Source organism: Amycolatopsis sp. NPDC049159 (genome assembly GCF_040648295.1).
Taxonomy (GTDB): domain Bacteria; phylum Actinomycetota; class Actinomycetes; order Mycobacteriales; family Pseudonocardiaceae; genus Amycolatopsis; species Amycolatopsis pretoriensis_A.
The window spans coordinates 1-25,107 of the sequence record NZ_JBEZDL010000005.1; the positions used below are offsets into that span (position 1 = coordinate 1).

Below are 25,107 nucleotides of genomic sequence, written 5' to 3' on the forward strand. Positions count from 1 at the left end.
GGCGTCGGCCAGGGATTTGGCGCTCGGGCCACCGAGCCACCTGCCCACCGAGCCGCCGGGCCGCCGGGCCGCCGGGCCACCGAGCCACCTGCCCACCGAGCCGCCGGGCCACCGGGCCGCCGGGCCACCGAGCCACCTGCCCACCGAGCCGCCGGGCCGCCGGGCCACCGGGCCGCCGGGCCGCCGGGCCGCCGGGCCGCCGGGCCGCCGGGCCGCCGAGCGAGTTTGCCTGGCCGCCGACCAAACCTGCCGAGCCGGTGAACCAGCCCCACCGCTAGCCGATCAAGGGGCCTCGACCGCCGAAATGCGGTAGCGGGCCACCGAGGCGTCGAGGATCTGGGCCGACTGCTCGTCCGACGGCCCGGACCCGCGGAAGCGCTCGAGGTCCGCATCGGACTCCCAGCGCTCGTACACGGTGATCCGCCCGGCGTCGAGCAGGTCCGCGCCCAGCGCGTACTCGAGGCAGCCGGGCGCTTCCCGCGCCAGCCGCACGGCTTCGGCGCAGTCCCTCAGGTAGGCGTCCCGCGCTTCGGGCGCGACCTCGAGCCAGCCGGCGATGATGATCACGTCGGGTTGATCCGATCCGCCTTGATGGTCAGCAGCAACCGGGTCTGGTCCCGGCCGCCCCACCACGGGTACGGGCCGCCTAGGTAGCGCTGCGAGAGCTCGTCGATGTGCTCGACGGCGCCTTCCTCGGTCATGTCGACGACCCGTCCGCGGATCGCGTAGTACCGCGACGGCCGGTCGCGGTCGGCCACGTTGAGCGCTACCCGCGGGTCGCGCTCGATGTTGCGCTGCTTCTGGTGCCCCAGCACCGTGTTGATCAGGATGTGCGTCCCGTCGGTGTCCACCCAGGTCTGGGTGAGCTGCGGCGAGCCGTCCGGCATCGACGTCGCCAGGAAACAGAGGCTGGGTTCGCGCAGCAACGCGAGGAGGTCGGCGGGCAGTTCCAAGGTGGTCTCCGCTAAAGCCGTTCGGGCGCTTCGATGCCGAGCAAGGAGAGCCCGAGCGCGAGCGTGTGCGACGTCAGCGTAGTCAACCTCAGCCGAGACGCGCGCAGCGACGGTGAAGACGCTTTCAGGACCGGACATTCCTCGAAGAACCGGGAGAACACGACGGCCGTCTCGTACAGGTACGTGCACAGCTTGTGCGGCGCGTAGCCGTTCGTCGCGGCCTTCAGCGCTTCGCCGAACCGAAGCAGCTTCACCACCAACGCGCGTTCCGCCGGCGCCTCCAGCGTGATTTCCGTGCCCTCGGGCTGCTCGCCCGCCTTTCGGAGGATCGACCGCGTCCGCGCGTGCGCGTACTGCAGGTACACCGAGGTGTTGCCCTCCTTGGCGAGCATCCGGTCCCAGGCGAAGACGTAGTCGCGCTCGCGGTCGCCGGACAGGTCGGCGTACTTGACCGCGCCGATGCCCACCGCCCGGGCGACCCCGGCCTGGCCCGCCGCGTCGAGCTCGCTGCGTTCGGCGACGACCGCGGCGGCCTGCGTCACGGCTTCGGTGAGCAGGTCGGCCAGCTTGACGGTGTCGCCGGCCCGGGTCCGCATCGTCTTGCCGTCCGCGCCGAGCACCGTGCCGAACCCGATGTGCTCGGCGTGCCCGGTCAGCCAGCCCGCCGCGCGGCAGACGGCGAACACCATCGCGAAGTGCTGGGCCTGCGGCGCCCCGACGACGTAGAGCAGATCGGTCGCCCCGCGGTCGGCCGTCCAGTACCGGACGGTCGCCAGGTCCGTGGCCGCGTACCCGTAACCGCCGTCGCGCTTGCGGACGATCAGCGGCAGCCGGTCGCCTTCGCGGTTGGGGAAACCTTCGGGGAACACGCAGACGGCGCCGTCGCTGATCTCGGTCAGCCCGGCCCGTTCGAGGTCGTCGACCACCGCGGCGAGGAACGGGTTGTAGAAGCTCTCGCCGTAGATGTCGTTGTCCGTCAGCGAAATCCCGAGCAGCGCGTAAACGTCGTCGAAATGCCGGGTCGACTCCGCGATCAGCTCCCGCCAGACGGCGAGCGTCGCTTCGTCACCGCTTTGCAGCTGCACGACCCGCTCGCGCGCCCGGGTCGCGAACGCCTCGTCGTCGTCGAACTTCCGGCGCGCTTCGCGGTAGAAGGCATCGAGGTCGGCGATGCCGCTCCGGCCGGCCGAGACGTCGAGCAGGTGCTCGATGAGCATCCCGAACGGCGTACCCCAGTCGCCGAGGTGGTTGTGCGGCAGCACTTCGTGGCCGGCGAACCGCAGCAGGCGCGCGAGGGCGTCGCCGATCACCGACGTCCGCAGGTGCCCGACGTGCATCTCCTTCGCCACGTTCGGGCTGCTGTAGTCGAGCGCGATCCGCCGCGGCGCCGCGGTTTCCGGCACACCCAGCCGCGGATCGCCGAGCACCGCGCCGACGCGCGTCTCGAGCCATTCCTTGCGCAGCGCGAAGTTGAGGAAACCGGGCCCGGCGATTTCGGGTGCGTCCGCGATGCCGTCGAGCTCCAGCGCCCCGGCGATCAGCCCCGCGACCTCACGTGGCGCGCGGCCGAGCCGCTTGCCGAGGCTCATCGCGAGGTTCGCCTGGTAGTCGACGCCTTCGCGTGGCGACGCCTGGATCAGCGCCTGCTCCGGCGTCAGTTCGACGTCCAGCGCCCGGCCGGCGGCGGCCACCACGCGGCGCGCCAGCTCCTCGGTAACGTCGGCGGTCTGCACGGTGTCCCTCCTTCGGCTCGGTCGTGGAAGCCCGCAGCGTAGCGAGCGTGACCGGCCGGCGACGAAGGGTTTAGTCCAGCTCGCGGCCCTTCGTCTCCGGCAGCGTCAGGATCACCGCGAACGCGATCGCGGCGCCGGCGGCGACGTACCAGAAGTAGAGCGTCTGCGACACCGTGCCGAACAGGGTGATGAGCAGCGGAGCGGTACCCCCGAAGACCGCGACGGTCAGGTTGTACCAAGCGCCGATTCCCAGCGCGCGCAGCTCGGTGGGGAACAGTTCGCTCATGATCGCCGGCGCGATCGACGTCATCGCGGTGTACAGCCCGAGCCCGACGCAGAACACCACGAGCAGGCCGCCGACGCCCGGGCCGATCAGCGCGGACAGCGGGACGACGACGATCGCGGTCGCGCCGGACCACACGAGCAGCTGCGGCTTTCGCCCGAACCGGTCCGACAACGCCCCGAGCGGGTACTGCAACGCGATGAACAACGCCGTGCCGACCGAAAGGGCGAGGAAGACGGCGTCGGCGCTCGCGTGCCGGGTCTTCACCGCGAACGACGTGAGCGCGCTGAAGAACGTGTAGTAGCAAAGGGTCGAGAGCATCGTGAAGCCGACGAGCCGGACGACGGCTTTCGGGTGGTGCGTCAACGTCGTCAGCAGCGGCCGTTCGATCTTCCGGGCCTTGGTCTTCGTCTGCTCGAACAGCTCGGTTTCGGCGAGGCTGCGCCGCAGCCACAACCCGACCAGGCCGAAGACACCGCCCAGCAGGAACGGCAGCCGCCAGCCCCACGACGCCAGCTGCGCCTTGTCCAAGGTCCGCGCGAGCACGAACCCGAGGACGGTCGCGACGAGCACGGCCGAGCCGGTCGAGATGTAGAAGAACGCCGAGTAGCGGCCACGGCGTGCCGCCGGCGCGATCTCGCCCAAGTACGCCGACGCGTTGGACACCTCGCCGCCCAGCGACAGGCCCTGTGCGATGCGCGCGAGCAGCAGCAGGATCGGCGCGAGCCAGCCCACCTGCGAGAACGTCGGCAGCAGACCGATCGCCACCGAGCCGCCCGCCATGAGCAGGATGGTGAGGATCATGGCGGGTTTCCGCCCCCGGGTGTCGGCGAAGCGTCCGAGCAGGACGCCGCCGAGCGGCCGGAAGAAGAACGCCAGCGCGTAGGTGGCGAAGGTGTTGATCAGGGCCAGGGTGTCGTTCCCGGAGGGGAAGAACGCGCCGGCGAAGTAGATGCTGAACGTCGCGTAGATCGTCCAGTCGAACCACTCCAGTGCGTTCCCGGCGCTCGCCGCGAACAGCTTGCGCACCGGCAGCCGGTGGCGCTGCACCTGCACGGTGGACTCGGTCATGGCGGCCTCCCGTCACCCGAAGGTGGAACGGGACTTTGCCACATTCGTTCGCGGTGCGAAAGATCCTGACTGCCCGGTTTCTCGGTTCTCCTCTCGCTCAGGCCGTGCTCGCCAGCGCGAACGGCAACACGGCGGGTGCTCCGGCCCGCCGCAGCAGCCGCGCGGCCAGCGTCATCGTCCAGCCGGTGTCGATGACGTCGTCCACCAGCAGCACCGGCCCGGCCGGCAGCGTGGCGGCGAGGTCGGCCGGCATGCTCATCCGCCGCCACAGGTCGGCCAGCCGCTGCGCGCTGTTGGCCTGCCTCGGCGGTGGCCCTTCCGCGTCGAGCGCGCCGAGGAAGTCCAGCTTGCCGATCTCGGCCAGCCGCGTCGCGAGGCTGTACACGAGCTGCGGCCGCGTCTCCGACGGGACGGCGACCACCGCCACCGGCCGTTCCGTCCACTGCCACCCGGCGAGCACCTGGACGCAGGCCTTGAACACCGAATCGGGCACCTCGGTGTCCTGCGCTCCGGGGCCGACGAGCTCCCGCAGCCGGTTGCCCCAGCCGACGTCGGTGAGCCGCCCGAGGACCTGGCCCGGCTCGGCCTGGTCGTCGGCCGAGATCCGGCCGGACACCGGGACGTCCAAAGAGGACATCCCGGTGGGCCACTGCTTCCGCGGCGCCACCTCGACGCCTGGTCGTTGCAACCGTTCCCGGGTCGCTTCGGCGACGTCGTCGGCCACCGTCGTGTCCCAGCGGTTCCCGGTGCAGTTGTCGCACCGCCCGCACGGCACCGCCTCGGGGTCGTCGAGCTGGCGCCGCAGGTATTCCATCCGGCAGCCGTCGGTCGCCAGGTAGCCGAGCATCGCGTTCTGCTCGCGGTCGCGCGCCTCCGCGACCCGCTTGTAGCGCTCGCGGTCGTACTGCCAGTCCTCACCCGTGCTCGTCCAGCCGCCCTTGACGCGCCGGACCGCGCCGTCGACGTCCAGCACCTTGAGCACCATTTCCAGCCGCGACCGGGAGAGTTCGACCGAAGGCTCGAGCGCCGCTGTCGAGAGTGGACGGTCGGCGTACGCGAGCGTGTTCAGCACCTGCGTCACCCGCAGCTCGTCGGGGAAGGCGAGCGACCCGAAGTACGCCCAGATCGCCTTGTCCTCCTCGCCGGGCAGCAGCACGACCTCGGCGCGTTCGACGCCACGCCCGGCGCGGCCGACCTGCTGGTAGTAGGCGATCGGCGACGACGGTGCGCCGAGGTGCACGACGAACCCGAGGTCCGGCTTGTCGAACCCCATGCCCAGCGCGGAAGTCGCGACGAGCGCCTTGACGCGGTTGCCGAGCAGGTCGTCCTCGGCCGCTTGCCGGTCGGCCGGGTCCGTCTTGCCGGTGTAGGCCGCCACCGGGTAACCGCGGTCCTTCAGCAGCGACGCGACGTCGTGCGCCGCCGCGACGGTGAGCGTGTAGATGATCCCGGACCCGGGCAGCTCGGCCAGGTGCTCGGCGAGCCACGCCAGCCGTGCCTGCGACGTCGGCAGCCGGCACACCGACAACCGCAGGCTTTCCCGGTCGAGGCTGCCGCGCAGCACCAGCGTGTCCGCGCCGGTGCCGAGGCCCAGCTGCTCGGCGACGTCGGTGACCACGCGGTCGTTCGCGGTCGCCGTCGTCGCCAGCACCGGCACGCCGTCGGGCAGGTCGCCCAGCAGGGTGCGCAGGCGCCGGTAGTCCGGCCGGAAGTCGTGGCCCCAGTCGGAAATGCAGTGCGCCTCGTCGACCACCAGCAGGCCGGTGCTCGCGGTCAGCTTCGGCAGCACGTTGTCGCGGAAGTCCGGGTTGTTCAGCCGTTCGGGACTGACCAGCAGGACGTCCACCTCGCCCGCCGCGACCGCCGCCTGGACCTGGTCCCACTCCTGGGCGTTCGCGGAGTTCATCGTCGCCGCGTGGATCCCGGCGCGCGCCGCCGCCGAGATCTGGTTGCGCATCAGGGCGAGCAGCGGCGAGACGATGACCGTCGGCCCGCTTCCCTGTTCCCGCAGCAACGCCGTGGCCAGGAAGTAGACCGCCGACTTGCCCCACCCGGTGCGCTGCACGACCAGCGCCCGGCGCCGGTGCGCGACGAGGGCCTCGATGGCCGTCCATTGGTCTTCGCGCAGCTTCGCCGAGTCGCCGGCCAATGCCCGGAGGAGGGTCTCGGCGCGGTCGCGGAGTGCTGAGGTGGTGCCGGTGGTGTCCACGTCCCCACGTCTACCCCATGGCACCGACGAACCGGGAATCGGCGGCGTCGCGAACGGACCGTTCGCGACGAATACAGGTGGTTATGTGACCTGAATCACATCCACTGCCCGGTCGAGGGGGGTGGCGGACAGCACCCGGCGTCCCGCGCGCGCGATGTATAGGCTCCCGAGTCATGTCACCACGGCGGATCGGGGTCATGGGCGGCACCTTCGACCCCGTGCACCACGGCCACCTCGTCGCGGCCAGCGAGGTCCAGTCCCGGTTCGGGCTCGACGAAGTGATCTTCGTCCCCACCGGCCAGCCGTGGCAGAAGACCAGCCGCCGGGTGACCAAGGCCGAGGACCGCTACCTGATGACGGTCATCGCGACCGCGTCGAACCCGGTCTTCTCGGTCAGCCGCGTCGACATCGACCGCAGCGGCCAGACCTACACCGTCGACACCCTCCGCGACCTGCACGCCGAATACCCCGACGACGAGCTCTTCTTCATCACCGGCGCGGACGCGCTCGAGCAGATCCTGACCTGGCACAAGGCCGACGAGCTGTTCGACTTCGCGCACTTCATCGGCGTCACCCGGCCCGGCTACCGGCTCAACTCGCACCACCTGCCCAGCGGGAAGGTGAGCCTCGTCGAGGTCACCGCGATGGCGATCTCGTCGACCGGCTGCCGCGACCGGGTCGAACGCGGGGAGCCGGTCTGGTACCTCGTGCCCGACGGCGTCGTCCGCTACATCACCAAGAAGGACCTTTACCGGAAGAGCGACTGAAGGCTCGCTGGTCCCGGCGGGTACCCTTCTCGGGCGAACCCGATCTGTGAAGGAGCACTGTGACAGCCACGTCCGAGGCACGAGAGCTGGCCGTAGCGGCCGCACACGCGGCGGCGGACAAGAAGGCCAGCGACGTAGTCGTGCTGGACGTGTCCGAGCAGCTCGTCATCACCGACGCCTTCGTCATCGCCTCCGCGTCCAACGAGCGGCTGGTCGGCGCGATCGTCGACAACGTCGAAGAGAAACTGCGGGAGAGCGGCCACAAGCCGGTCCGCCGCGAAGGCGCTCGCGAAGGCCGCTGGGTCCTGCTCGACTACGTCGACGTCGTCGTGCACGTCCAGCACGTCGAGGAGCGCACGTTCTACGGCCTCGAGCGGCTGTGGAAGGACTGCCCGCGCATCGAGGTGGCCGGTCTCGAGGAGCCACCCGCCGACGAGGACCCGGACGTCCCGTGAGCCCGCGGCGGCTCGTGCTCTGGCGCCACGGCGAGACGGACTACAACGCCGCCGGGCGGATGCAGGGTCACCTGGATTCGGCGCTGACCCCGCGCGGCTGGAACCAGGCCCGCTTCGCGGTGCCCGCGTTGGCCCGGTTCTCGCCCGACCTCGTCATCGCGTCCGACCTGCGCCGCGCCACCGACACGGCCACCGTGCTCACCGACGCCATCGGCGTCCCGCTGCGCATCGACAAGCGCCTGCGCGAGACGCACCTCGGCGAGTGGCAGGGGCTCACCGGCGCGGAGGTCGACGCGGTCTACCCCGGTGAACGCGATCGCTGGCGCACCGACGCGACCTGGGCCCCGCCGGGCGGCGAGAACCGCGTCGACGTCGCCGACCGCGCCGGTGAAGTGGTCGCCGACCTGCAGCAGGCCAACTCCGACGTCGGCGACACCGTGCTGCTGGCCGCGCACGGCGGGCTGATCATCGCGCTCACCGCCCGGTTGCTGAACCTGCCGGTCACGATCTGGCCGTCGCTGGGCGGGATCTCGAACTGCCACTGGGTCGAGCTGGGCCTGCGCGACGGCAAGTGGCGGCTGCACGCCTTCAACGCGGGGATGCACGGCTAGCCGATGGGGCCACGCCTGCTGGTGTTCGGCGATTCGCTGAGCTTTCACGGTCCGGAAGGACCCTGCGCCGCGGACGAACCGCGGCTGTGGCCCAACATCGCGGCCGCCGCGCTCGGCGGCACCGCCGACCTGGTCGCCGGGATCGGCTGGAACGCCCGCGACGCCTGGTGGTCGCTGACCGGCGACCCGCGCGTGTGGGCCGACCTGCACCACGTCGACGCCGTCGTGTTCGCGGTCGGCAGCATGGACACGCTGCCGTCGCCGCTGCCCACTTACCTGCGCACCGGGCTGCGCTACCTGCGGCCCGACCCCGTCCGGCGGGTCGTGCGCAAGGCCTACCTCGCCGCGCAGCCCCGGCTTTCGATCGCGTTCCGCGGCCGGCCTACGGTGCTGCCGGCCAGACTCACCGTCCAGTACCTCGACACCGCCGTGGGTGCGCTGCGCGCCCTGCGGCCCGAGCTGCCGGTCTTCGGGATGCTGCCGTCGGTGCACCGCGCGGCGGCCTACGGCGGCGTGCACACCGCGCGTCCCGCCGCGGCGGCCGCGATGGCGGCGTGGAGCGCGCGGGCGAACGTCCCGCTGCTCGACCTCGAAGCCGTTGTCGGAGAGCACGTCCTGAGCGGTGAGGGCAACCCGGACGGCATGCACTGGGGCTGGCAGGGACACGCCTCGGTGGGCGACGCGATGTCCGTGTTGATGGCGCCGGTGCTGGCCCCCGGCCACGTAGGCTGACGGCGTGTCGGTCGCCGTAGTCACGGATTCCACCGCCCACCTGCCGGAGGGCTTCGCCGAACGGCACGCGGTCCGGGTGGTGCCGCTGCACGTCCTCGTCGACGGCGTCGTCTCGCTCGACGGCGTCGAGACCGGCCCGGCGGCGGTCGCCGAAGCGATGAAGCAGCGCAAGATCGTCACGACTTCCCGGCCGACCCCGACCGAATTCGCCGCGGTGTACCGCGCGGCGTTCGCCGAGGGCGCGGACTCGATCGTCTCGGTCCACCTGTCGCGCGAGCTCTCGGGCACGTGGGAAGCGGCGGTGCTGGCGGCCCAGGAAGTGGGGCCCGACCGGGTCCGCGTGGTCGATTCGCGGACCACGGCGATGGGGCTCGGGTTCGCCGCGCTGCACGCCGCCGGCGCCGCGGCCACGGGCGCCGAACCCGCCGCCGTCGAGGCCGCCGCGATGACGGCGGCCGCGTGCTCGTCGACGTTGTTCGTCGTGGAAACCCTCGACCACCTGCGCCGCGGCGGCCGGATCGGTCCGGCGGCGGCGCTGCTCGGCACGGCGCTCGCGGTGAAACCGGTGCTGCACATGGCCGACGGCCGGATCCTGCCGCTGGAAAAGGTCCGCACCATGAACCGGGCGATCGCGCGGCTGGTCGAGCTCGCCGCCGAAGCCGCGGCCGGCGACGACGTCGAGCTCGCCGTCCACCACCTCGCCTCGCCGGAACGGGCGGTCGAACTGGCGAACCGGCTCGAGGAAGCCGTCCCGCGCTCGGCGGGCTGCGTGGTCTCCGAGCTGGGCGCGGTGATCGGCGCGCACACCGGGCCGGGGGTGCTGGGCGTGGTCGTCCAGCGCACGGTCCCGTCCCGGAGCTAGCCGAACCCGCCAGCATGCCACCCGGGTACGACGGAAACGGCCGTTCCCGGGCCGGGCCGGGTGAATCCGTCCACAACACCCCGGTTGTCCACAGGAAGCACCACCACCCCTGTCGGCCCCCTCCCCGCGCGCCCTAACGTCGATCGTGTGTTCGAGCAGCCCGCCCGGGATCCGGGCCTCCCCGTCAACGACCGGCTCTCCTGGCTGGCCGACCAGCTCTCGCCCGATGCGAGCACGGTCGGGCCGGGTGGCCGGCTGGTCCGGCGCTGGCTGCCGGGCGGATCGGCCGGTCCCGGCCGCCGCCGGTGGGCGCTCGCCGGCGTCTTCGCCGCGGTCGTGGTGATCGTCCTCGGCGCGGTCACGCTCTTCGGCGGCCGTCCGGCACCCGAGCCCCTGCCCGCGCTGCCCGGTGCGAAACCGGCGGCGGAGGCGCGGGCCGCGCCCCCGACCGGCCTGGTCGTCAGCGTGATCGGCCGCGTCCGGTCGCCGGGGCTGGTCACCGTGCCCGCCGGCGCCCGCGTCGCGGACGTGCTGCGCGCGGTGGGCGGGGCCGATCCCGGCGCGGACGTCTCCGGGCTGAACCTCGCCCGCAAGGTGACCGACGGCGAGCAGCTCGCGGTCGGCGTCCCGGCACCCGCCGCCGTCCCCGGTGCGCCGGCGGAGGGCGGGAAGGTCGACCTCAACGCGTCGACTGCGGACCAGCTGGACACGTTGCCGGGCATCGGCGAGGTGATGGCGAAGCGGATCGTCCAGTGGCGGACCGACCACGGCGGCTTCACCAAGATCGAGCAACTGCGCGATGTCGACGGGCTCGGCGAAAGCAAATTCGAGAAGCTCCGGGAGAAGGTGACGGTCGGATGAGCGCCTTCCCCGCGACCGACACCCGGCAGGACATGCGGCTGGTGCCGGCGGCGTTGGCGTGCTGGCTGGCCGCGCTCGGCGGTCTGCTCCTCGGCTGGTGGACGGCCGTGGCCGCCGGGCTCGCCTCGGCGGTGCTCGCCGGGCTCGTGCTCTGGCGGGCCCGCGACCGTCCTCGCGCGCTCAGTGCGGCGGCGGCGCTGCTGGTCCTGGGGCTCGTCGCCGCCGGGCCGGTCGCCTGGCGGATCCGCGACGCGCAGCAGGACGCCCTGCGCGCCGAAGCGGCCCAAGGACTGCCCGCGGTGCTGCGGGTCGTCGTCGCCGAACGCCCGAAACCCGTGCGCGGCGCGGGTTACGCCGATCGCCAGGCCGGTGCCCGGTCGGTGGTGCTGGCGGCCGACGTGCGCACGGCGTCGGTCGACGGGCGGCCGGTGTCGTCGTCCGGACGCGTCCTGCTGCTGGCTCCGGTCGCCCAATGGGCTTCGCTTCTCCCGGGCCAGGAAGTGACCGTGCCCGGCCTGCTGATGCCGCCGCGCGGCTCGGACCTGACCGTGGCGGTGCTTTCGGTACGCGGCCCGCCGGGGGAGCCGGGTCCGGCGCCGTGGTGGCAGCGGGTGGCGGCCGGTCTGCGGGCCGGTCTCCACGACCTGTGCCAGGCGCTGCCGGACGAACCCGCCGGGCTGCTGCCGGGGCTGGTCCTGGGCGACACGAGCGCGTTGTCACCGCGCGTCGAGCAGGAGTTCGTCACCGCCGGCCTCGCCCACCTCACCGCGGTCAGCGGCGGAAACCTCGCCGTCGCCTGTGGTGCGGTCCTGCTGCTGCTTCGGTTGCTGCGGCTCGGGCCGCGGCTGTCGGCGGTGGCGGCCGGAGCCTGCCTGGCGGGGTTCCTCGTCCTGGTCGGGCCGGAGCCGAGCGTGCTGCGGGCCGGGGTCATGGCGGCGGTGGCGTTGCTGGCGCTGGCGCTGGGCCGGCGGGGTTCGGCGTTGCCCGCGCTGGCGTTCGCGGTGTGCCTGCTCGTGGTGGTGGATCCGGCGATGGCCACGGACTTCGGGTTCGCGCTGTCGGTGTGCGCCACCGCCGGGCTGGTGCTGCTCGCGCCGCGCTGGGCCGGCGGGCTGGTCCGCCGCGGGGTTCCGCCGGGCGTCGCCGAAGGACTGGCGATCCCGCTGGCCGCCTTTCTGGTGACGTCGCCGGTGCTCGCGGGCATGGCGGGCTCAGTGAGCCTGGTCTCGGTGCTGACCAACGTCCTCGCCGCGCCGGTGGTGGCCCCGGCGACGGTGCTCGGCGTGCTGGCGACGGTCACCGGCCCGTGGTGGCCGGGTGCCGGGGAGTTCCTGGTGCACCTCGCCGATCCCGAAGCCCGGTGGCTGATCACGGTGGCCCGGCACGGCGCGCGTGCGCCGGGTGCGGTCATCGCCTGGCCGGGAGGCTGGTGGGGCGGGCTCCTCGCCGCCGCCGTCCTCGCGGTGCTGGTGCTGGCCGCCCGGCGACGGCGGGTGCGGTTGCTCATGGCGGTGCTGGCCGCCGGCGCGTTGCTCGTGCTCGTGCCGGTCCGGGTGCTGGCGCCGGCGTGGCCGCCGCGGAACTGGGCAGTGGTCGAGTGCGACGTCGGCCAGGGCGACGCGGTGGTGCTGGCGACCGCCGAAACCGGGCGGGCCGTCGTCGTGGACACCGGGCCCGAACCGGGGCCGGTCGACGAATGCCTGCACCGGCTGGCCGTCGACCGGATCCCGCTGCTGGTGCTGAGCCACCTGCACGCCGACCACATCGGCGGGCTGGCGTCGGTCTTCGACGGCCGGGCGGTCGGCGGGATCGCCGTCGGGGCGGGGCGGGCGCCGGAGTGGGCGTGGCGGCAGGTGGCTGCGGAAGCGGCCCGGCAGGCGGTGCCGCTGGTGGAGCTGAACCCGGGGGAGCGGCTGGCCTGGCCGGGATTGTCGCTCGACGTCTTGGGGCCGCGGTACGTACCGGCGCGCTCGGCGGGGCAGGACGGAACGACCATCAACAACAGCTCGGTCGTGCTGCGGGCGGAAACGGCGGCGGGCCGGGTGCTGCTGACCGGCGACGTCGAGCTGGCCGCGCAAGCCGACCTGCTCGCCGACATCGGTGACCTGAAAGCGGAGGTGCTGAAAGTCCCCCACCACGGTTCGCGTTACTCGCTGCCGTCTTTCCTCGCGGCGGTGGCGCCGCGGGTGGCCTTGGTCAGCGTCGGCGCCGGCAACACCTACGGCCACCCGAACAAGTCCACAATGGACACATTGACGGCGCTCGGCGCGCTCGTCACGCGGACCGACGTCGACGGCGACACGGCGGTCGTGACGGACACGGCGGGGCCGGCGGTCGCGCGCCGGGGCGAGCCTCGTGGCCCGCCGCGCCGCTGAAACCCGGGGCACGCCTCGCGGCGCGCCCCGGGCCGGCGGACGTCAGTAGCCGAGCGCCTTGTTCACGGCGGCGGCCGACGGGGGCACGATCGCCTTGGGGCCCACGTGGTTCTCGATCGCGTCGAGGGTCTTGAGGCCGTCGCCGGTGATCAGCAGGACGGTCTCCGCGTCCGGGTCCAGCTTGCCCGTCTCGATCAGCTTCTTCGCCGTGGCGACGGTGACGCCGCCGGCCGTCTCGGTGAAGATGCCTTCGGTGCGGGCCAGCAGGCGGATGCCTTCGACGACCTCTTCGTCGGTGACGTCCTCGATCGCGCCACCGGTGCGGTTGACGACGTCGAGCACGTAGGGGCCGTCGGCCGGGTTGCCGATCGCCAGCGAGCGGGCGATGGTGTCCGGCTTCACCGGCTGGACGACGTCATGGCCGGCGCGGAACGCGGCCGACACCGGCGAGCAGCCGGTGGCCTGGGCGCCGAACACCTTGTACGGGCTGGCGTCCACGAGGCCGAGCTGGCCCAGCTCACGGAAACCCTTGTCCACCTTGGTCAACTGCGAACCGGAGGCGATCGGCACGACGATCTGCGAGGGGATGCGCCAGCCGAGCTGCTCGGCGACCTCGAAGGCCAGCGTCTTCGAGCCTTCCGAGTAGTACGGCCGGACGTTCACGTTCACGAACGCCCACTTCGGGTGCTCGCCGGCCAGCTCGGTGGCGAGGCGGTTGACGTCGTCGTAGTTGCCGTCGACCGCGACGAGGTCGCCGTCGTACACGGCGGTGGTGAGGATCTTGGCGCGCTCGAGGGACTTCGGGATCAGCACGACCGACCGCCAGCCGGCGCGGGCCGCGGCGGCGGCCGTCGCGTTGGCCAGGTTGCCGGTCGACGGACACGCGAGCACCTCGAAGCCGAACTCGCGGGCCGCGGCCAGCGCGACGGCGACGACGCGGTCCTTGAACGAGTGCGTCGGGTTGCCGGTGTCGTCCTTGACCCACAGGCGCTTGAGGCCGAGTTCCTTGGCGAGGCGGTCGGCGCGGACCAGGCGGGTCGCGCCCGGCTCGGTGTTGGGGATCTCTTCGACGTTGGACGGAACCGGGAGGAGTTTCTTGTAGCGCCAGATGTTCTTGGGGCCGGCCTCGATGTCTTCGCGGCGGACGCGGCCGAAGTCGTAGGCGACCTCGAGCGGCGAGAAGTCTTCGGCGGAGACGAATTCGGGGGCGAGCGGCTGCCGGTGGCCCTCTTCCTTCGACACCAGCTCGACGGCGGGACCGAGGTCCGGGGTCTTGGTGGTGGAGGTCGTGCCGAGGGTTGCGGTCATCGCGAGGTTCCTTCCTCATCTGCCCCGCCGAAGCGGGCCGGAATTGGCACCGTGGTCGTCAGCTACCCCGCGATCGCGGGATGACGGGCTGTACGCCGGTTGCCGGGGCTTCGTCGGGCCGTTCCCTCTGCCCCTCTGGATGAGCGGTATTCAGTTGTCGGTGCGCGCACGCCGGGTTTCCCCGGGGCGGGCTGCCTCGCCTACACCGTACGACATGGTGCTCGAGCCGTGCCATGGTGTCCGCTCGACATCACCGGAGCGGGCGCACCGCGGCGCGGGTGAGAGGATTCGGGGGTGACCGCGCAAGCCACCGCCCCGGCCCCGCTGCACCTGGTGCTGGGTGACGAAGAACTGCTGATCGAGCGGGCCGTCCGCGAGACGCTGGCCGCCGCCCGCGCGATGGACGCCACGGCCGAGCTGACCCGGGTCCGGGTGTCCGATCTCACAGCCCCCGAGCTGGCCGAACTGGTGAGCCCGTCGCTGTTCAGCGAGGGCCGCGTGATCGTCCTCGAATCGGCGCAGGACATCTCGCAGGAGCTGGCCGACGCCGTGGCGTCCTACCTGAAGGACCCGGCGGAGGGGGTCGTGCTCGTCGTCGTCCACACCGGGGGCGGCCGCAGCAAGGCGGGCAAGACGCTCCCGGCGTCGCTGAAGAAGGCCGGGGCCGAGATCACGGAGTGCCCGAAGCTGACGAAGCCGGCCGAGCGCGAGCAGTTCGTGCGGCACGAGGTGCGCCGGGCGGGCGGCAAGATCGACCCGGCCGGGGTCGCCGCGCTGATCGACGCCGTGGGCTCCGACCTGCGCGAACTCTCCTCGGCGGCCAACCAGCTGGTGGCCGACACGGGCGGGACGATCGACACCGACGCGGTCCACCGGTACCACCGCGGCCGCGCCGACGTGACCGGGTTCGCGGTCGCGGAGAAGGCCGTCAGCGGCGACCGCTCGGCGGCGCTGGAGTCGTTGCGCTGGGCGATGCAGCTGGGGGTCCCGCACGTCCTGGTGGCGGACGCGTTGGCCGACGCGGTCCGCACGATCGCGCGCGTCTCGGGGGCCGGGCGCGGCAACCCGAACCAGCTGGCGGGTGAGCTGGGCATGCCGCCGTGGAAGATCCGCAAGGCGCAGGGCCAGTCCCGCGGGTGGAACCAGGACGGCCTGGCCACGGCCATGCGGGTGGTCGCACGGCTGAACGCCGAGGTCAAGGGCGTGGCGGCGGACCCGGGCTACGCGCTGGAGCGCGCTGTCCTCGAGGTCGCGGCGGCCAAGGGCGACCGCTGACCCCGGACACGGAGAAGGCCCCGGCCGGAGCCGGGGCCTTCCCAGAAATCAACCAGCTCAGAGCGCGTTGACGCGCTTGGCCAGCGCCGACTTCTTGTTGGCGGCCTGGTTGGCGTGGATGACGCCCTTCGAGACGGCCTTGTCCAGCTTCTGGGCGGCGTCGCGCTGCAGCTCCGTGGCCTTGGCCTTGTCGCCGGCGTCGGCCGCTTCGCGGACCTTGCGGATCGCGGTCTTCACCGAGGACCGGATCGCCTGGTTGCGCTGACGCGCCTTCTCGTTCGTGGTGATGCGCTTGATCTGCGACTTGATGTTGGCCATGAGGCAACTCCTGCTTTCACTCGGTGAGATCCGCCGCCGCGCTCGTTCGGCCCCGCTGAAAAGCGGGTTTCCTCCATGACGGAATGCCGCACGGCAACGAGCGTCCACTTTAACAGCCCAGCTCGCGGCGGCTTCCGGCGGCACCTGATCACCGGGGGTACGGTGGACGGCGGTCAGTGCCTAGGGTTCCGTCGCCGGTCCGCACGCCGCACACACAACCAGGGCCGGGCGGGTCTGGTCCGAGCGGCACCATCGGCGGGCCCGGACGGCCGGTCGTTCATCTGACGGGGCAAAAGCCTGGAGGACCCGGTTTTCGCGCCCGCGAAAACCCGTGAGGGGTCCCGTGAACGCCACCGCCTTGTCCCTCGTCCTCGTCGCCGCCGTGGTGCACGCCGCGTGGAACCTCGCCGCCAAGCGGATCTCCTCCGGCGGCACCCAGTTCGTCTGGCTCTACTACACCGTCGGCGCGGTCGTGCTCTTGCCGATCACGGTGGTGCAGCTCGTCGTCGAAGCGGACCGTCCACAGTGGAGCTGGCTGCTCGCCGGGTTCGTCACCTCGGTGCTGCACATCGCCTACGGGATCGTGCTGCAACGCGGCTACCGCGTCGGTGACCTGTCCGTCGTCTACCCGGTCGCCCGGGGCACCGGACCGCTGCTGTCGGTGCTGGCCGCCGTCCTGGTGCTGGGTGAACGCCCCGGGTGGCTCGGTCTCATCGGTGCGTTCCTGGTCATCGCCGGGGTACTGGTGATCAGCACCGGCCGTGGCGGCGGTGACCCGCGGGCCCGCCGGGCCGGGATCGGCTACGGGCTGCTGACCGGGGCCGTCATCGCCGGGTACACGCTCTGGGACGCGCACTCGGTGACCGGTCTCGGCGTGCCGCCGGTCGTCTACTTCGGCCTCGGCTCGATCCTGCAGAGCGTGCTGCTCGTGCCCGGTGCGCTGGCCGGCCGCGCCGAAGTGACGCGGATCTGGCGCGAGCAGCGCCGCGAGGTGTTCGTGGTCGGGCTGCTCTCGCCGGTCGCCTACATCCTCGTCCTGTTCGCCCTCACGATGGCGCCGGTCAGCCTGGTCGCACCCGCCCGCGAGCTGAGCATCGTGCTCGGCGGCCTCGCCGCGTGGCTGGTGCTGGGCGAACGCGACGCCGTGCGGCGGCTCGCCGGCTCGGTGCTCGTGCTGTCCGGCATCGCCGCGATTGCGGCCGCCTGAGCCCGTCCGGTAGGGATGGTGCGATGGAAGTCCTGAAGAGCAGGCTGATCATCCGCCCGCGCGACGCCGCCGCGACCACCGCGTTCTACCGCGACACCCTCGGCCTGGCCGTCGAGCGCGAATTTCCCGGCGGCACCGTGTTCTTCCTCGGGCACGGCTCCCTGGAGGTCTCCGGCGAGGGCGAGACGGGCTCGTCGCCCGATCTGGTGCTCTGGCTGCAGGTCCGCGACCTGGCCGGCACCCTCGCCGACCTCAAGGCCAAGGGCCTGGAACCGGTCCGGGACGCCCGGCGCGAGCCCTGGGGCCTGGACGAGGCCTGGATCGCCGACCCGGACGGCACGCGGATCGTCCTGGTCGAGGTCCCCGAAGGCCACCCGATCCGGACGGACACCCGCTAGGCGGGCTTGACGGCGCGCAGCTGGGCGGCGAGCGCGGCGAAACCGGGCGGCTCCCAGGTCCACGTCTGCAGGTCGGCGAAGCCCGCCGCCGTGGCCTCGTCGGCCAGCACGTGCCTGCTCACGGGCAGCCACTTCTCGTGCGCGGACAGCAGCAGCCGTCCGCCGGGCCGCAGGACCCGGAACAGCTCGGCGAAGCCCGCCGCGCGGTCGTCCCAGAGCATGACGTTGTTCACGGTCAGGACCACGTCCACCGACTCGCCGGGCTCGCCGGTGCGCGCGGCCGAACCCTCTCGCAGCTCGGCGCGGTCGCCGCAGCGGTCGTGGCACAGCGCGAGCATCTCGGGGGAGGGGTCGACGCCGATGGTGCGGCCGGCCAGGCGCGCGGCCGCGTCGAGGCCGACGCCGGGGCCGGGGCCGATGACCAAGGCGGTTTCGTCCGGTTCGATCTTCGCGAGGTCGACGACGCGGTGTTCGGTCGCGGCGTTGCCCCGCGCCATCACCCAGCCGCCGAGGCGGCCGAGCGGTCCGGAAGGGTGACCGAACGCACGGTCGAGAACGCGGGAAAACCCGCTGGTCTCCGGCTGGGGAGGGGGTGCCGGCTGGTGCGGAGTGCTCATACTTCGAGGGCACCACGGATCGCGAAACCCCGCATCGGGGATGACCCCCACCCGCACCCGGAGGGCCATGGGACCATAGAGGTGGCCATCCCCGACTTTCCGAGGACTCATTCGAGTGACGACGTTCGCCGACACCACCTTCACGCCGCCGGAGCTCATCCGGAACTTCTGCATCATCGCGCACATCGACCACGGCAAGTCCACCCTGGCCGACCGCATGCTGCAGCTCACCGGCGTCGTGGAAGAGCGGGCCATGCGCGCTCAGTACCTCGACCGGATGGACATCGAACGCGAGCGCGGCATCACGATCAAGGCGCAGAACGTCCGGCTGCCCTGGCAGGTCGACGGGCAGGACCACGTGCTGCACATGATCGACACCCCGGGCCACGTCGACTTCACCTACGAGGTCTCCCGGGCCTTGGAGGCGTGCGAAGGCGCCGTCCTGCTGGTCGACGCCGCGCAGGGGATCGAGGCCCAGACGCTGGCCAACCTCTACCTCGCGCTGGAGAACAACCTCCAGATCATCCCGGTGCTCAACAAGATCGACCTGCCCTCGGCCGACCCCGACAAGTACGCGGGTGAGCTGGCCCACATCATCGGCTGCGAGCCCGACGACGTCCTGCGGGTGTCGGCCAAGACCGGCATGGGCGTCGGCGCGCTGCTCGACGAGGTGGTGAAGTCGGTCCCGGCGCCGCAGGGCGACGCGGACGCGCCGGCGCGGGCGATGATCTTCGACTCGGTCTACGACACCTACCGCGGCGTCGTCACCTACATCCGGGTGGTCGACGGCAAGATCACCCCGCGCGAGCGCATCAAGATGATGTCCACCGGCGCCACCCACGAGCTCCTGGAAGTCGGCATCATCTCGCCGGAGCCCAAGGCCAGCAAGGGACTCGGCGTCGGCGAGGTCGGCTACCTGATCACCGGTGTGAAGGACGTCCGGCAGTCGAAGGTCGGCGACACCGTGACGTCCGAGCGCCACGGCGCCAAGGAGGCGCTGGCGGGCTACCGCGAGCCGAAGCCGATGGTCTACTCCGGGCTTTACCCGGTGGACGGCTCGGACTACCCGGAGCTGCGCGAGGCGCTGGACAAGCTCCAGCTCAACGACGCCGCGCTCGACTACGAGCCGGAGACGTCGGTGGCGCTGGGCTTCGGCTTCCGCTGCGGCTTCCTCGGCCTGCTGCACCTGGAGATCACGCGCGACCGCCTCGAGCGCGAGTTCGGCCTCGACCTGATCTCGACGGCGCCCAACGTGGTCTACGACGTCGTACTGGACGACGGCAAGGAAATCCACGTCACCAACCCCTCGGACTGGCCGACCGGCAACAAGATCGACAAGGTGCTGGAGCCGGTCAGCAAGGTCAGCATCCTGGCGCCGTCGGAGTTCATCGGCACGATCATGGAGCTGTGCCAGAACAAGCGCGGTCAGCTGCTCGGCATGGACTACCTGTCCGAGGACCGGGTCGAGCTGCGCTACAACCTGCCGCTGGGCGAAATCATCTTCGACTTCTTCGACACGCTGAAGTCGCGGACGCGCGGCTACGCGTCGCTGGACTACGAAGAGGCCGGCACGCAGTCGGCGGACCTCGTCAAGGTGGACATCCTGCTGCAGGGCGAGGGTGTCGACGCGTTCTCCGCGATCGTGCACAAGGACGACGCCTACAACTACGGCAACCGCATGGTGAACCGGCTTCGCGAGCTGATCCCGCGGCAGAACTTCGAAGTGCCCATCCAGGCCGCCATCGGCGCGCGGATCATCGCGCGCGAAACGATCCGCGCGATCCGCAAGGACGTTCTCGCCAAGTGCTACGGCGGTGACATCTCGCGGAAGCGGAAGCTGCTGGAAAAGCAGAAGGAGGGCAAGAAGCGGATGAAGACCGTCGGCCGCGTCGAGGTCCCGCAGGAAGCCTTCGTCGCCGCACTGTCCACTGAGGACTCGGGTAAGAGCAAGAAGTGAGTGTCACCTCGAAGTGACACCGGCGCCGTTGTTCACTCTTACGCGTGAATAACGGCGCCGAACCCGTGTTCGATGCGGTTTCTGTCGGTGCTCTCTGGTGCTCTGGTGCGAAGAGCGAAAGGAGGGCACGATGACTCTCATGATGGACTTCCAGTATCCGACCGGGTCGGGCCCCATGACGGTGCGCGACCTGGAGGGGATGCCGGATGACGGCCGAAGATACGAGCTCATCGACGGGGCGCTGCTCGTGACCCCGGCGCCCGGGCTGCGGCACCAGAAGATCGCCTACCGCCTCTACGGCGTGCTGGAAGCGGCGTGCCCGGCCGAGTTCGACGTGCTCGGCGCGCCGTTCGCGGTGCACCACGGCGACCGGATCGAACTGCAGCCGGACGTCCTGGTCGGCCGCGCGGAGGACTTCACCGAGAAGGACCTCCCGGCGCCGCCCGTGCTCGCCGTCGAAGTGCTGTCGCCGAGCACGGCGATCTACGACCTGAACCTCAAGAAGGCGGTCTACGAGCGGCTCGGCACGGGCAGCTACTGGGTGATCGACCCGGCCGACCCCGCGCTGACGGTGTTCGAGCTGGACGAGGAGGGCCACTACCAGCAGGTGGACAAGGCGGCGGGCGACGAGGTCCTGGAGGTCGAGCTGCCCTTCCCGGTGCGGATCGTGCCGCGGGAGCTGCTGGGCCGCCGCGGTTAGCGGCCGGGCCGGTCAGTGGTGGCGGATGCGGGGTGAGCCGCGCAGCTGGGCGTGCAGCTGCCGGTGCCGCAGTTCCTTGCGGAGGCGCTCGACGACGGCGTCGAACAGGGCCGGGTCGAGGATCGCCGTCTGCTCGAACTGCCGCCGGCCCGGCGGCGCCGGAGCGAGCCGGCCGCGGGGCGCGTAGCGCTGCACCGAGCTCTCGACACCACCGCCGGTGACCAGGTCGACCCACAGGGCGTCGCGGACGAAGCCGTCGCCGAAGCGGGCTGAGCGGCGCGGCGTGATGTCGGCGATCTGCGTCCACGGGATCACGCGGGTGCTGAGGGTGCCCGCGGGCAGGCGGAGGCCTTCGTCGCCGACGGTGAGGTCCTGCAGGCCCGCGAAGCCGCGTTTGAGCTCGCGGGCGCGGGACGCGCGGTAGACCAGCACGGCGAGGAGCACGGTCGCCGCGTAGGCACCGCCGATCAGCCACGGTGACTGACCGCGAACCAGCCCGAGGGCGAGCACCACGCCGAACCCGGCGTCGGCGACGAAGAGCACGCCGAGCAGGACCTTGACCGGCGTGGTGACGCGAGGCGGTGACTCGGACAACGAACGACTCCCGGAGGCGGAAGGATCAGGAATTGCCGATTATCCGGTCCGCCCGGATGAACACCGCGACCCGCCGCTCTTCGGCCATCACGCGGTCGTACTCGTCCCAGTCGTCATGCGTCCCGGTCGCGGCGATGAAGACGTCGCGCAGCAGCCGAGGCAGCCCGGCGGGATCGAACGCGGGATCGGGATCATCCGGCCCGACGAGGTGGGTGGCCCCGGTGACGGAGAGCCAGTTCCACCCCCGCCGAAAGGTGACGGTGGCATGTCCGGCCCGCCGCAGCAGCGCGAGCTTGTGCGCCTTCCCGACAGCGACATAAGCGATCCCGGGCGTCCCGGTCACCGGATCATCGAAGACCCCGGCGTTGACAACGGAGGAGTGCACAGTCCCATCGGCCCGCGTGGTGGCCACGGTGGCAAGGCCGTGCTCCTGCAACGACAGCGTCCGAACCTGCTCCAGATCAGCGCTCATGCCCCAACCTAACCCGCGGAGCAGGCCGGGTGTTCCGCTTTCACCGCCCGCAGCGCGCCGCTGACGATCCGCGCCCGGCGACTCGTCCATCATGGCCGGTCGAAGTGCGGCCTCAACCGCCCGCACAGGTCCACGCGCTCGTCGTGCGGTGCGCTGGGCAGCGCGACGTCCATCCAGCCGGCCTCGGGCGGCGTACCGCGGTGCCGGACGAAGACGTGCTGGTGGAAGTGCGGCACGGTCCGACCCGTGACGGCCGAGTGCAGGGACTCGGCATCGAGCTCGGCGCGCAACGCCCGCGCGGCCAGCCAAGCCGCTCTGCCTACCGCCAGCGCTTCGGGCCCGGTGAGGGCGTCGAGGCACGCGACGTGCCGCCGGGTCTCGACGAAGAGGTAGCCGAAGAACCCGGGCTCGGCTCCGTGGCTCACGACGACCAGATCGTCGGACCAGACTTCAAGGCTCGTGAGCGGCCCGTTACCGCGATGCTTGGCGCAGATCGGACACGGCTCCGGCATGGCCGCAGGGTAGCGACACACGCCGGAGCCGTCCGGCGCTCAGCAGGTGCCGTTGTCCGTCCACACTCCCCACTGGCCCGTCGTTCCCGGCTCCTCGCCCTGCGTCCACCACTTCGCCGTCCACTTGTGGCCGTTGTGGGATACCACGTTCCCGCCCGTGTACACCTGCGAAGCAGCCCAAGCCGGGTCCGCGCACGTGCCCGGGTTCGTCGTGCCGCCGGTGTCCCACGCGACCTGTGAAGACCGGTAGAAGTCGATGCCCTGCGCCACCCAGCGGGGGGCCTGGGCGCCGAGGCGGGTGCGGAACGTCGTCCAGTCGTGCGTGGACCACGGGGACCACCCCAGTTCCGCATGCGCGGCCAGGCGGGGGAACGCCAGGTAGTCGATGTCGGCCGGCTTGGTCACCGTTTCCGCCCACAAGGGGGACTCCACGCCGCGGACCGCGGACTCCGACACGCCCGAGAGGTATGCGCCCGGGTTCCAGCCGTATGCGTCCTGGACCTCGATGTAGCCCGCCCACGACAGGCCGATGGGGCTCGAGCTGTTGTACTTCATGTCCAGGTACGCCTTGTTCGCCGGTGACAGGATCACCTTGCTGCCGCGCGACGCCGCCGCCGACACGCCTGCGTCCGACGTCGTCGTGCCCCAGAACTGCGGGGTGGCCGAGGCCGGCAGGGTCGCCTTCGCGATGTCGTGCCAGCCCACCACCTGCTTGCCCGTCGCCGCGACCAGGGGGAGGACCTTGTTCACGAACGTCAGGTAGTCGGCCGCCGACGTCGACGACGCTTCGTCGCCGCCGATGTGGAGGTACGGGCCCGGGGTCAGGGCCGCCAGTTCGCGCAGGACGTCCGCGATGAACGTGTACGTGATGTCCTTCGAAATGCACAGCGAGCTGTAGCCGACCGCCGTGTCCGTGCGCAGTGCCGGCGCCACCCCGTTGCAGTTCAGTTCCGCGTACGACGCCAGCGCCGCGTTGACGTGGCCCGGCATGTCGATCTCCGGGATGACCGTGATGTGGCGGGAAGCCGCGTAGTTCACGATCTCCGTGTACTGCGCCTTCGTGTAGTAGCCGCCCGCGCCGCCGCCGACTTGGGTGCTGCCGCCGTACGTCGCCAGCTTCGGCCAGCTGTCGATCTGGATGCGCCAGCCCTGGTCGTCGGCCAGGTGCAGGTGCAGGTTGTTGATCTTGTACTGGGCGAGCTGGTCCAGGTAGCGCTTGACCGTCGACACCGGGTGGAAGTGCCTGGCGACGTCGAGCATCGCGCCGCGGTAGCCGAACCGGGGGTAGTCCAGGACCGTCGCGCCCGGGACGTTCCACGGGCCGGGCTGCGCCGACGCGCTCTCGACGCTGCCGGGCAGCATCTGCCGCAGCGTCTGAACGCCGGCGAAGAGCCCGTCGGCCGTCTGGGCGCGCACCGTGACCGAGGACGCCGTCGACACGAGCTGGTAGCCCTGCGCGCCAGCGGCGGCGGGCGCGCCGCTCAGCAGCAGCGCGATGCTGTCGGACGGCACGGACGCCGGCGCGTCCGACACCGGCAGCGCGAAGCCGGTCGACGGGCGCAGCACGCCGGCCAGGTAATCGCCCACCTGCTTGGCCGGGGCGGAGCCCGCCTCGGTGACGATCTTCGTCGTCGAGACCAGCGGGAAGGTGACCCCGGTGGCCGCGGTCACCGAGACCGGCACGGGCACGATCGACTGCAGCGCCGGCGTGGCCGCCGCGGCCGGGCTGAGCTGGGCGGCGGTCGTGCCGGCACCGAGCAGTGCCAGCACGGCGAGTGCGCGGCCGAGGCGCCGCGTTCTGGACGTCTTCACCGGGGGACCTCCTGGCGGGATGGGCGCGACATCGCCGTCGCACCTGCCCGGATCGTCGCACCTTCGGCGGTCGTGGTCTAGACCAGTCTGGGTGGTTAAGCTCGCGCGGTGACGCGGGACTTTGCGCCGGGGTCGCCGTTCGCGCTGCTTTCGGAAGCCGAGACGGCCGCCTGGTACGCCTACATGAAGGTGCACCTCCGCCTGGACTACGAGCTGAACCGGCAGCTGCGGGCCGACAGCGGCCTCTCGCTCGCCGATTACCACGTCCTGGTCGCCCTGACGAGCGCCTCCGGCGGCCGGATGGGGGTCACCGACCTCGCGATCCGCATCGGCTGGGAGCGCAGCAGGCTCTCGCACCACCTGAAGCGGATGCGCGATCGCGGGCTGGTCGGGACCGGGACCGCGGCCGAGGACCGCCGGGTCACGGAGGTGGTGTTGTCCGAGGCCGGCTGGGAGGCGTTGCGCCAGGCCGCGCCGGACCACGTCGGGTTCGTGCGGCAGGCGTTCCTGGACGCTCTCGAACCCGGCGAGCAGGCGCAGCTGACGACGTTGCTCGAGCGGGTCTACGACCGGCTCGTCGAGCGGGGCACGCTGCCGCGGCCGGAGGACCACCCCTGACAGTTGCGTGACATGTCACGTAATATGGCCGCGAACCCAGGAGGTGCGATGGCGACGGTGGCCGAGCTGATGCGGGCGAACCTGCTCGACGTCTTCAACGAGCGTGACGACGAGCGGCGGGCGAAGGCGATCGCCGCGACCTACGCGGCCGACGTCGAGTTCGCCGATCCGGAAGGGGTCGCGAGCGGCCACGAGGAGCTGAACGCCAAGGCGAAGGGGCTGCTGGAGCAGTCCCCGGGCTTCGTGTTCACGGCCGCGGGTCCGGTGCTGGTCAACCACGACCTCGGTCACCTGGCCTGGGCGCTCGGCCCGGCGGGCGGACCGCCGGTCGTGCGCGGGATCGACGTCGCCCTCGTGGCGGACGGGGTGATCAAGAAGCTCTACACGATGCTGCTGCCCGCCTGAGT

Annotated in this window: 26 protein-coding genes and 1 riboswitch; of the genes, 14 read left to right on the top strand and 12 right to left on the bottom strand. The window is 71.8% G+C overall.

Translation table 11 applies throughout. The features are described from left to right. Positions 1 to 282: 282 nt before the first annotated feature. The 5 genes from AB0B33_RS10805 to AB0B33_RS10825 all read right to left on the bottom strand — a co-directional run bounded on the left by AB0B33_RS10805 (position 283) and on the right by AB0B33_RS10825 (position 6,249). Positions 283 to 567, bottom strand: a complete 285-nt coding sequence (locus AB0B33_RS10805) for an antibiotic biosynthesis monooxygenase family protein (protein ID WP_360769522.1) — start codon at positions 565 to 567, stop codon at positions 283 to 285. Beyond that, positions 564 to 953: a PPOX class F420-dependent oxidoreductase gene (locus tag AB0B33_RS10810; protein ID WP_360769525.1), complete on the bottom strand. Its 390-nt coding sequence runs from the start codon at positions 951 to 953 to the stop codon at positions 564 to 566. The genes AB0B33_RS10805 and AB0B33_RS10810 overlap by 4 nt, the downstream gene beginning before the upstream one ends. An 11-nt stretch (positions 954 to 964) precedes the next feature. Next, the gene (gene argS / locus AB0B33_RS10815) at positions 965 to 2,686 is read right to left on the bottom strand and encodes an arginine--tRNA ligase (protein WP_360769528.1); all 1,722 of its coding nucleotides are present in this window, start codon (positions 2,684 to 2,686) and stop codon (positions 965 to 967) included. A gap of 70 nt (positions 2,687 to 2,756) precedes the next feature. After that, positions 2,757 to 4,040 carry an MFS transporter gene (locus AB0B33_RS10820; protein ID WP_360769531.1) on the bottom strand — a complete coding sequence of 428 codons (1,284 nt, stop codon included), beginning with the start codon at positions 4,038 to 4,040 and terminating at the stop codon, positions 2,757 to 2,759. A 97-nt stretch (positions 4,041 to 4,137) separates the two neighbouring features. Further along, positions 4,138 to 6,249: a RecQ family ATP-dependent DNA helicase gene (locus tag AB0B33_RS10825; RefSeq protein WP_360769533.1), complete on the bottom strand. Its 2,112-nt coding sequence runs from the start codon at positions 6,247 to 6,249 to the stop codon at positions 4,138 to 4,140. A gap of 197 nt (positions 6,250 to 6,446) precedes the next feature. On the opposite strand from AB0B33_RS10825, the gene nadD reads away from it, so the two are divergent. The 7 genes from nadD to AB0B33_RS10860 all read left to right on the top strand — a co-directional run bounded on the left by nadD (position 6,447) and on the right by AB0B33_RS10860 (position 12,912). Beyond that, positions 6,447 to 7,016, top strand: a complete 570-nt coding sequence (gene nadD / locus AB0B33_RS10830; RefSeq protein WP_360770354.1) for a nicotinate-nucleotide adenylyltransferase — start codon at positions 6,447 to 6,449, stop codon at positions 7,014 to 7,016. 59 nt (positions 7,017 to 7,075) lie between these two features. After that, positions 7,076 to 7,471 carry a ribosome silencing factor gene (gene rsfS / locus AB0B33_RS10835; protein WP_247020711.1) on the top strand — a complete coding sequence of 132 codons (396 nt, stop codon included), beginning with the start codon at positions 7,076 to 7,078 and terminating at the stop codon, positions 7,469 to 7,471. Continuing rightward, positions 7,468 to 8,082: a histidine phosphatase family protein gene (locus AB0B33_RS10840; protein ID WP_360769537.1), complete on the top strand. Its 615-nt coding sequence runs from the start codon at positions 7,468 to 7,470 to the stop codon at positions 8,080 to 8,082. The genes rsfS and AB0B33_RS10840 overlap by 4 nt, the downstream gene beginning before the upstream one ends. A 3-nt stretch (positions 8,083 to 8,085) precedes the next feature. Further along, complete coding sequence (octT, locus tag AB0B33_RS10845; RefSeq protein WP_247020715.1) at positions 8,086 to 8,814, top strand: diglucosylglycerate octanoyltransferase; 729 nt, start codon at positions 8,086 to 8,088, stop codon at positions 8,812 to 8,814. Between the two features lie 4 nt (positions 8,815 to 8,818). Continuing rightward, on the top strand, positions 8,819 to 9,676 hold the full coding sequence (locus AB0B33_RS10850; RefSeq protein WP_360769539.1) for a DegV family protein: 858 nt from the start codon (positions 8,819 to 8,821) through the stop codon (positions 9,674 to 9,676). Positions 9,677 to 9,823: 147 nt separating this feature from the next. After that, on the top strand, positions 9,824 to 10,537 hold the full coding sequence (locus AB0B33_RS10855) for a ComEA family DNA-binding protein (protein ID WP_360769542.1): 714 nt from the start codon (positions 9,824 to 9,826) through the stop codon (positions 10,535 to 10,537). Continuing rightward, on the top strand, positions 10,534 to 12,912 hold the full coding sequence (locus AB0B33_RS10860; protein ID WP_360769545.1) for a ComEC/Rec2 family competence protein: 2,379 nt from the start codon (positions 10,534 to 10,536) through the stop codon (positions 12,910 to 12,912). Before AB0B33_RS10855 ends, AB0B33_RS10860 begins: the two co-directional genes overlap by 4 nt. 42 nt (positions 12,913 to 12,954) lie before the next feature. Here AB0B33_RS10860 and thrC read toward each other — a convergent pair whose 3' ends face one another. Beyond that, positions 12,955 to 14,220, bottom strand: a complete 1,266-nt coding sequence (gene thrC / locus AB0B33_RS10865) for a threonine synthase (RefSeq protein WP_360769547.1) — start codon at positions 14,218 to 14,220, stop codon at positions 12,955 to 12,957. 12 nt (positions 14,221 to 14,232) lie between these two features. Next, positions 14,233 to 14,366, bottom strand: a riboswitch (SAM riboswitch). Positions 14,367 to 14,514: 148 nt separating this feature from the next. Here thrC and holA point away from each other — a divergent pair. Continuing rightward, on the top strand, positions 14,515 to 15,495 hold the full coding sequence (holA, locus tag AB0B33_RS10870) for a DNA polymerase III subunit delta (RefSeq protein ID WP_247020725.1): 981 nt from the start codon (positions 14,515 to 14,517) through the stop codon (positions 15,493 to 15,495). Between the two features lie 57 nt (positions 15,496 to 15,552). Here the strand turns inward: holA and rpsT are convergent, their stop codons facing one another. Beyond that, positions 15,553 to 15,813: a 30S ribosomal protein S20 gene (gene rpsT, locus AB0B33_RS10875; RefSeq protein WP_247020727.1), complete on the bottom strand. Its 261-nt coding sequence runs from the start codon at positions 15,811 to 15,813 to the stop codon at positions 15,553 to 15,555. 343 nt (positions 15,814 to 16,156) lie between these two features. On the opposite strand from rpsT, the gene AB0B33_RS10880 reads away from it, so the two are divergent. Together AB0B33_RS10880 and AB0B33_RS10885 are read left to right on the top strand one after the other, a co-directional pair. Further along, complete coding sequence (locus AB0B33_RS10880; RefSeq protein ID WP_360769551.1) at positions 16,157 to 17,020, top strand: DMT family transporter; 864 nt, start codon at positions 16,157 to 16,159, stop codon at positions 17,018 to 17,020. Positions 17,021 to 17,043: 23 nt separating this feature from the next. Beyond that, positions 17,044 to 17,418 carry a VOC family protein gene (locus tag AB0B33_RS10885; RefSeq protein WP_360769554.1) on the top strand — a complete coding sequence of 125 codons (375 nt, stop codon included), beginning with the start codon at positions 17,044 to 17,046 and terminating at the stop codon, positions 17,416 to 17,418. Here AB0B33_RS10885 and AB0B33_RS10890 read toward each other — a convergent pair. Beyond that, on the bottom strand, positions 17,415 to 18,035 hold the full coding sequence (locus AB0B33_RS10890) for a class I SAM-dependent methyltransferase (protein WP_360769557.1): 621 nt from the start codon (positions 18,033 to 18,035) through the stop codon (positions 17,415 to 17,417). The two genes, AB0B33_RS10885 and AB0B33_RS10890, sit on opposite strands and share 4 nt — an antisense overlap. A gap of 115 nt (positions 18,036 to 18,150) precedes the next feature. Here AB0B33_RS10890 and lepA point away from each other — a divergent pair, with 115 nt between their 5' ends. Next, complete coding sequence (gene lepA / locus AB0B33_RS10895) at positions 18,151 to 19,992, top strand: translation elongation factor 4 (RefSeq protein ID WP_360769560.1); 1,842 nt, start codon at positions 18,151 to 18,153, stop codon at positions 19,990 to 19,992. 130 nt (positions 19,993 to 20,122) lie between these two features. Then, positions 20,123 to 20,692 carry a Uma2 family endonuclease gene (locus AB0B33_RS10900; RefSeq protein ID WP_360769562.1) on the top strand — a complete coding sequence of 190 codons (570 nt, stop codon included), beginning with the start codon at positions 20,123 to 20,125 and terminating at the stop codon, positions 20,690 to 20,692. Between the two features lie 12 nt (positions 20,693 to 20,704). Here the strand turns inward: AB0B33_RS10900 and AB0B33_RS10905 are convergent, their stop codons facing one another. From AB0B33_RS10905 to AB0B33_RS10920, 4 genes are all read right to left on the bottom strand, one after another. Next, entirely contained in the window at positions 20,705 to 21,286 is a 582-nt protein-coding gene (locus tag AB0B33_RS10905) for a hypothetical protein (RefSeq protein WP_247020740.1), read from the bottom strand. Between the two features lie 25 nt (positions 21,287 to 21,311). Further along, on the bottom strand, positions 21,312 to 21,758 hold the full coding sequence (locus tag AB0B33_RS10910; protein ID WP_360769564.1) for a pyridoxamine 5'-phosphate oxidase family protein: 447 nt from the start codon (positions 21,756 to 21,758) through the stop codon (positions 21,312 to 21,314). 89 nt (positions 21,759 to 21,847) lie between these two features. Then, positions 21,848 to 22,270, bottom strand: coding sequence for an HIT domain-containing protein (locus tag AB0B33_RS10915; RefSeq protein ID WP_360769567.1), 423 nt, complete (start codon positions 22,268 to 22,270; stop codon positions 21,848 to 21,850). A 39-nt stretch (positions 22,271 to 22,309) separates the two neighbouring features. Further along, entirely contained in the window at positions 22,310 to 24,082 is a 1,773-nt protein-coding gene (locus AB0B33_RS10920) for a family 20 glycosylhydrolase (RefSeq protein ID WP_360769570.1), read from the bottom strand. 108 nt (positions 24,083 to 24,190) lie between these two features. Here AB0B33_RS10920 and AB0B33_RS10925 point away from each other — a divergent pair, with 108 nt between their 5' ends. Together AB0B33_RS10925 and AB0B33_RS10930 are read left to right on the top strand one after the other, a co-directional pair. Next, a complete protein-coding gene (locus tag AB0B33_RS10925; protein ID WP_360769573.1) occupies positions 24,191 to 24,700 on the top strand; it encodes a MarR family winged helix-turn-helix transcriptional regulator in 510 nt (169 codons plus the stop codon). A 48-nt stretch (positions 24,701 to 24,748) separates the two neighbouring features. Next, entirely contained in the window at positions 24,749 to 25,105 is a 357-nt protein-coding gene (locus AB0B33_RS10930; protein WP_247020752.1) for a nuclear transport factor 2 family protein, read from the top strand. Positions 25,106 to 25,107 lie beyond the last annotated feature (2 nt).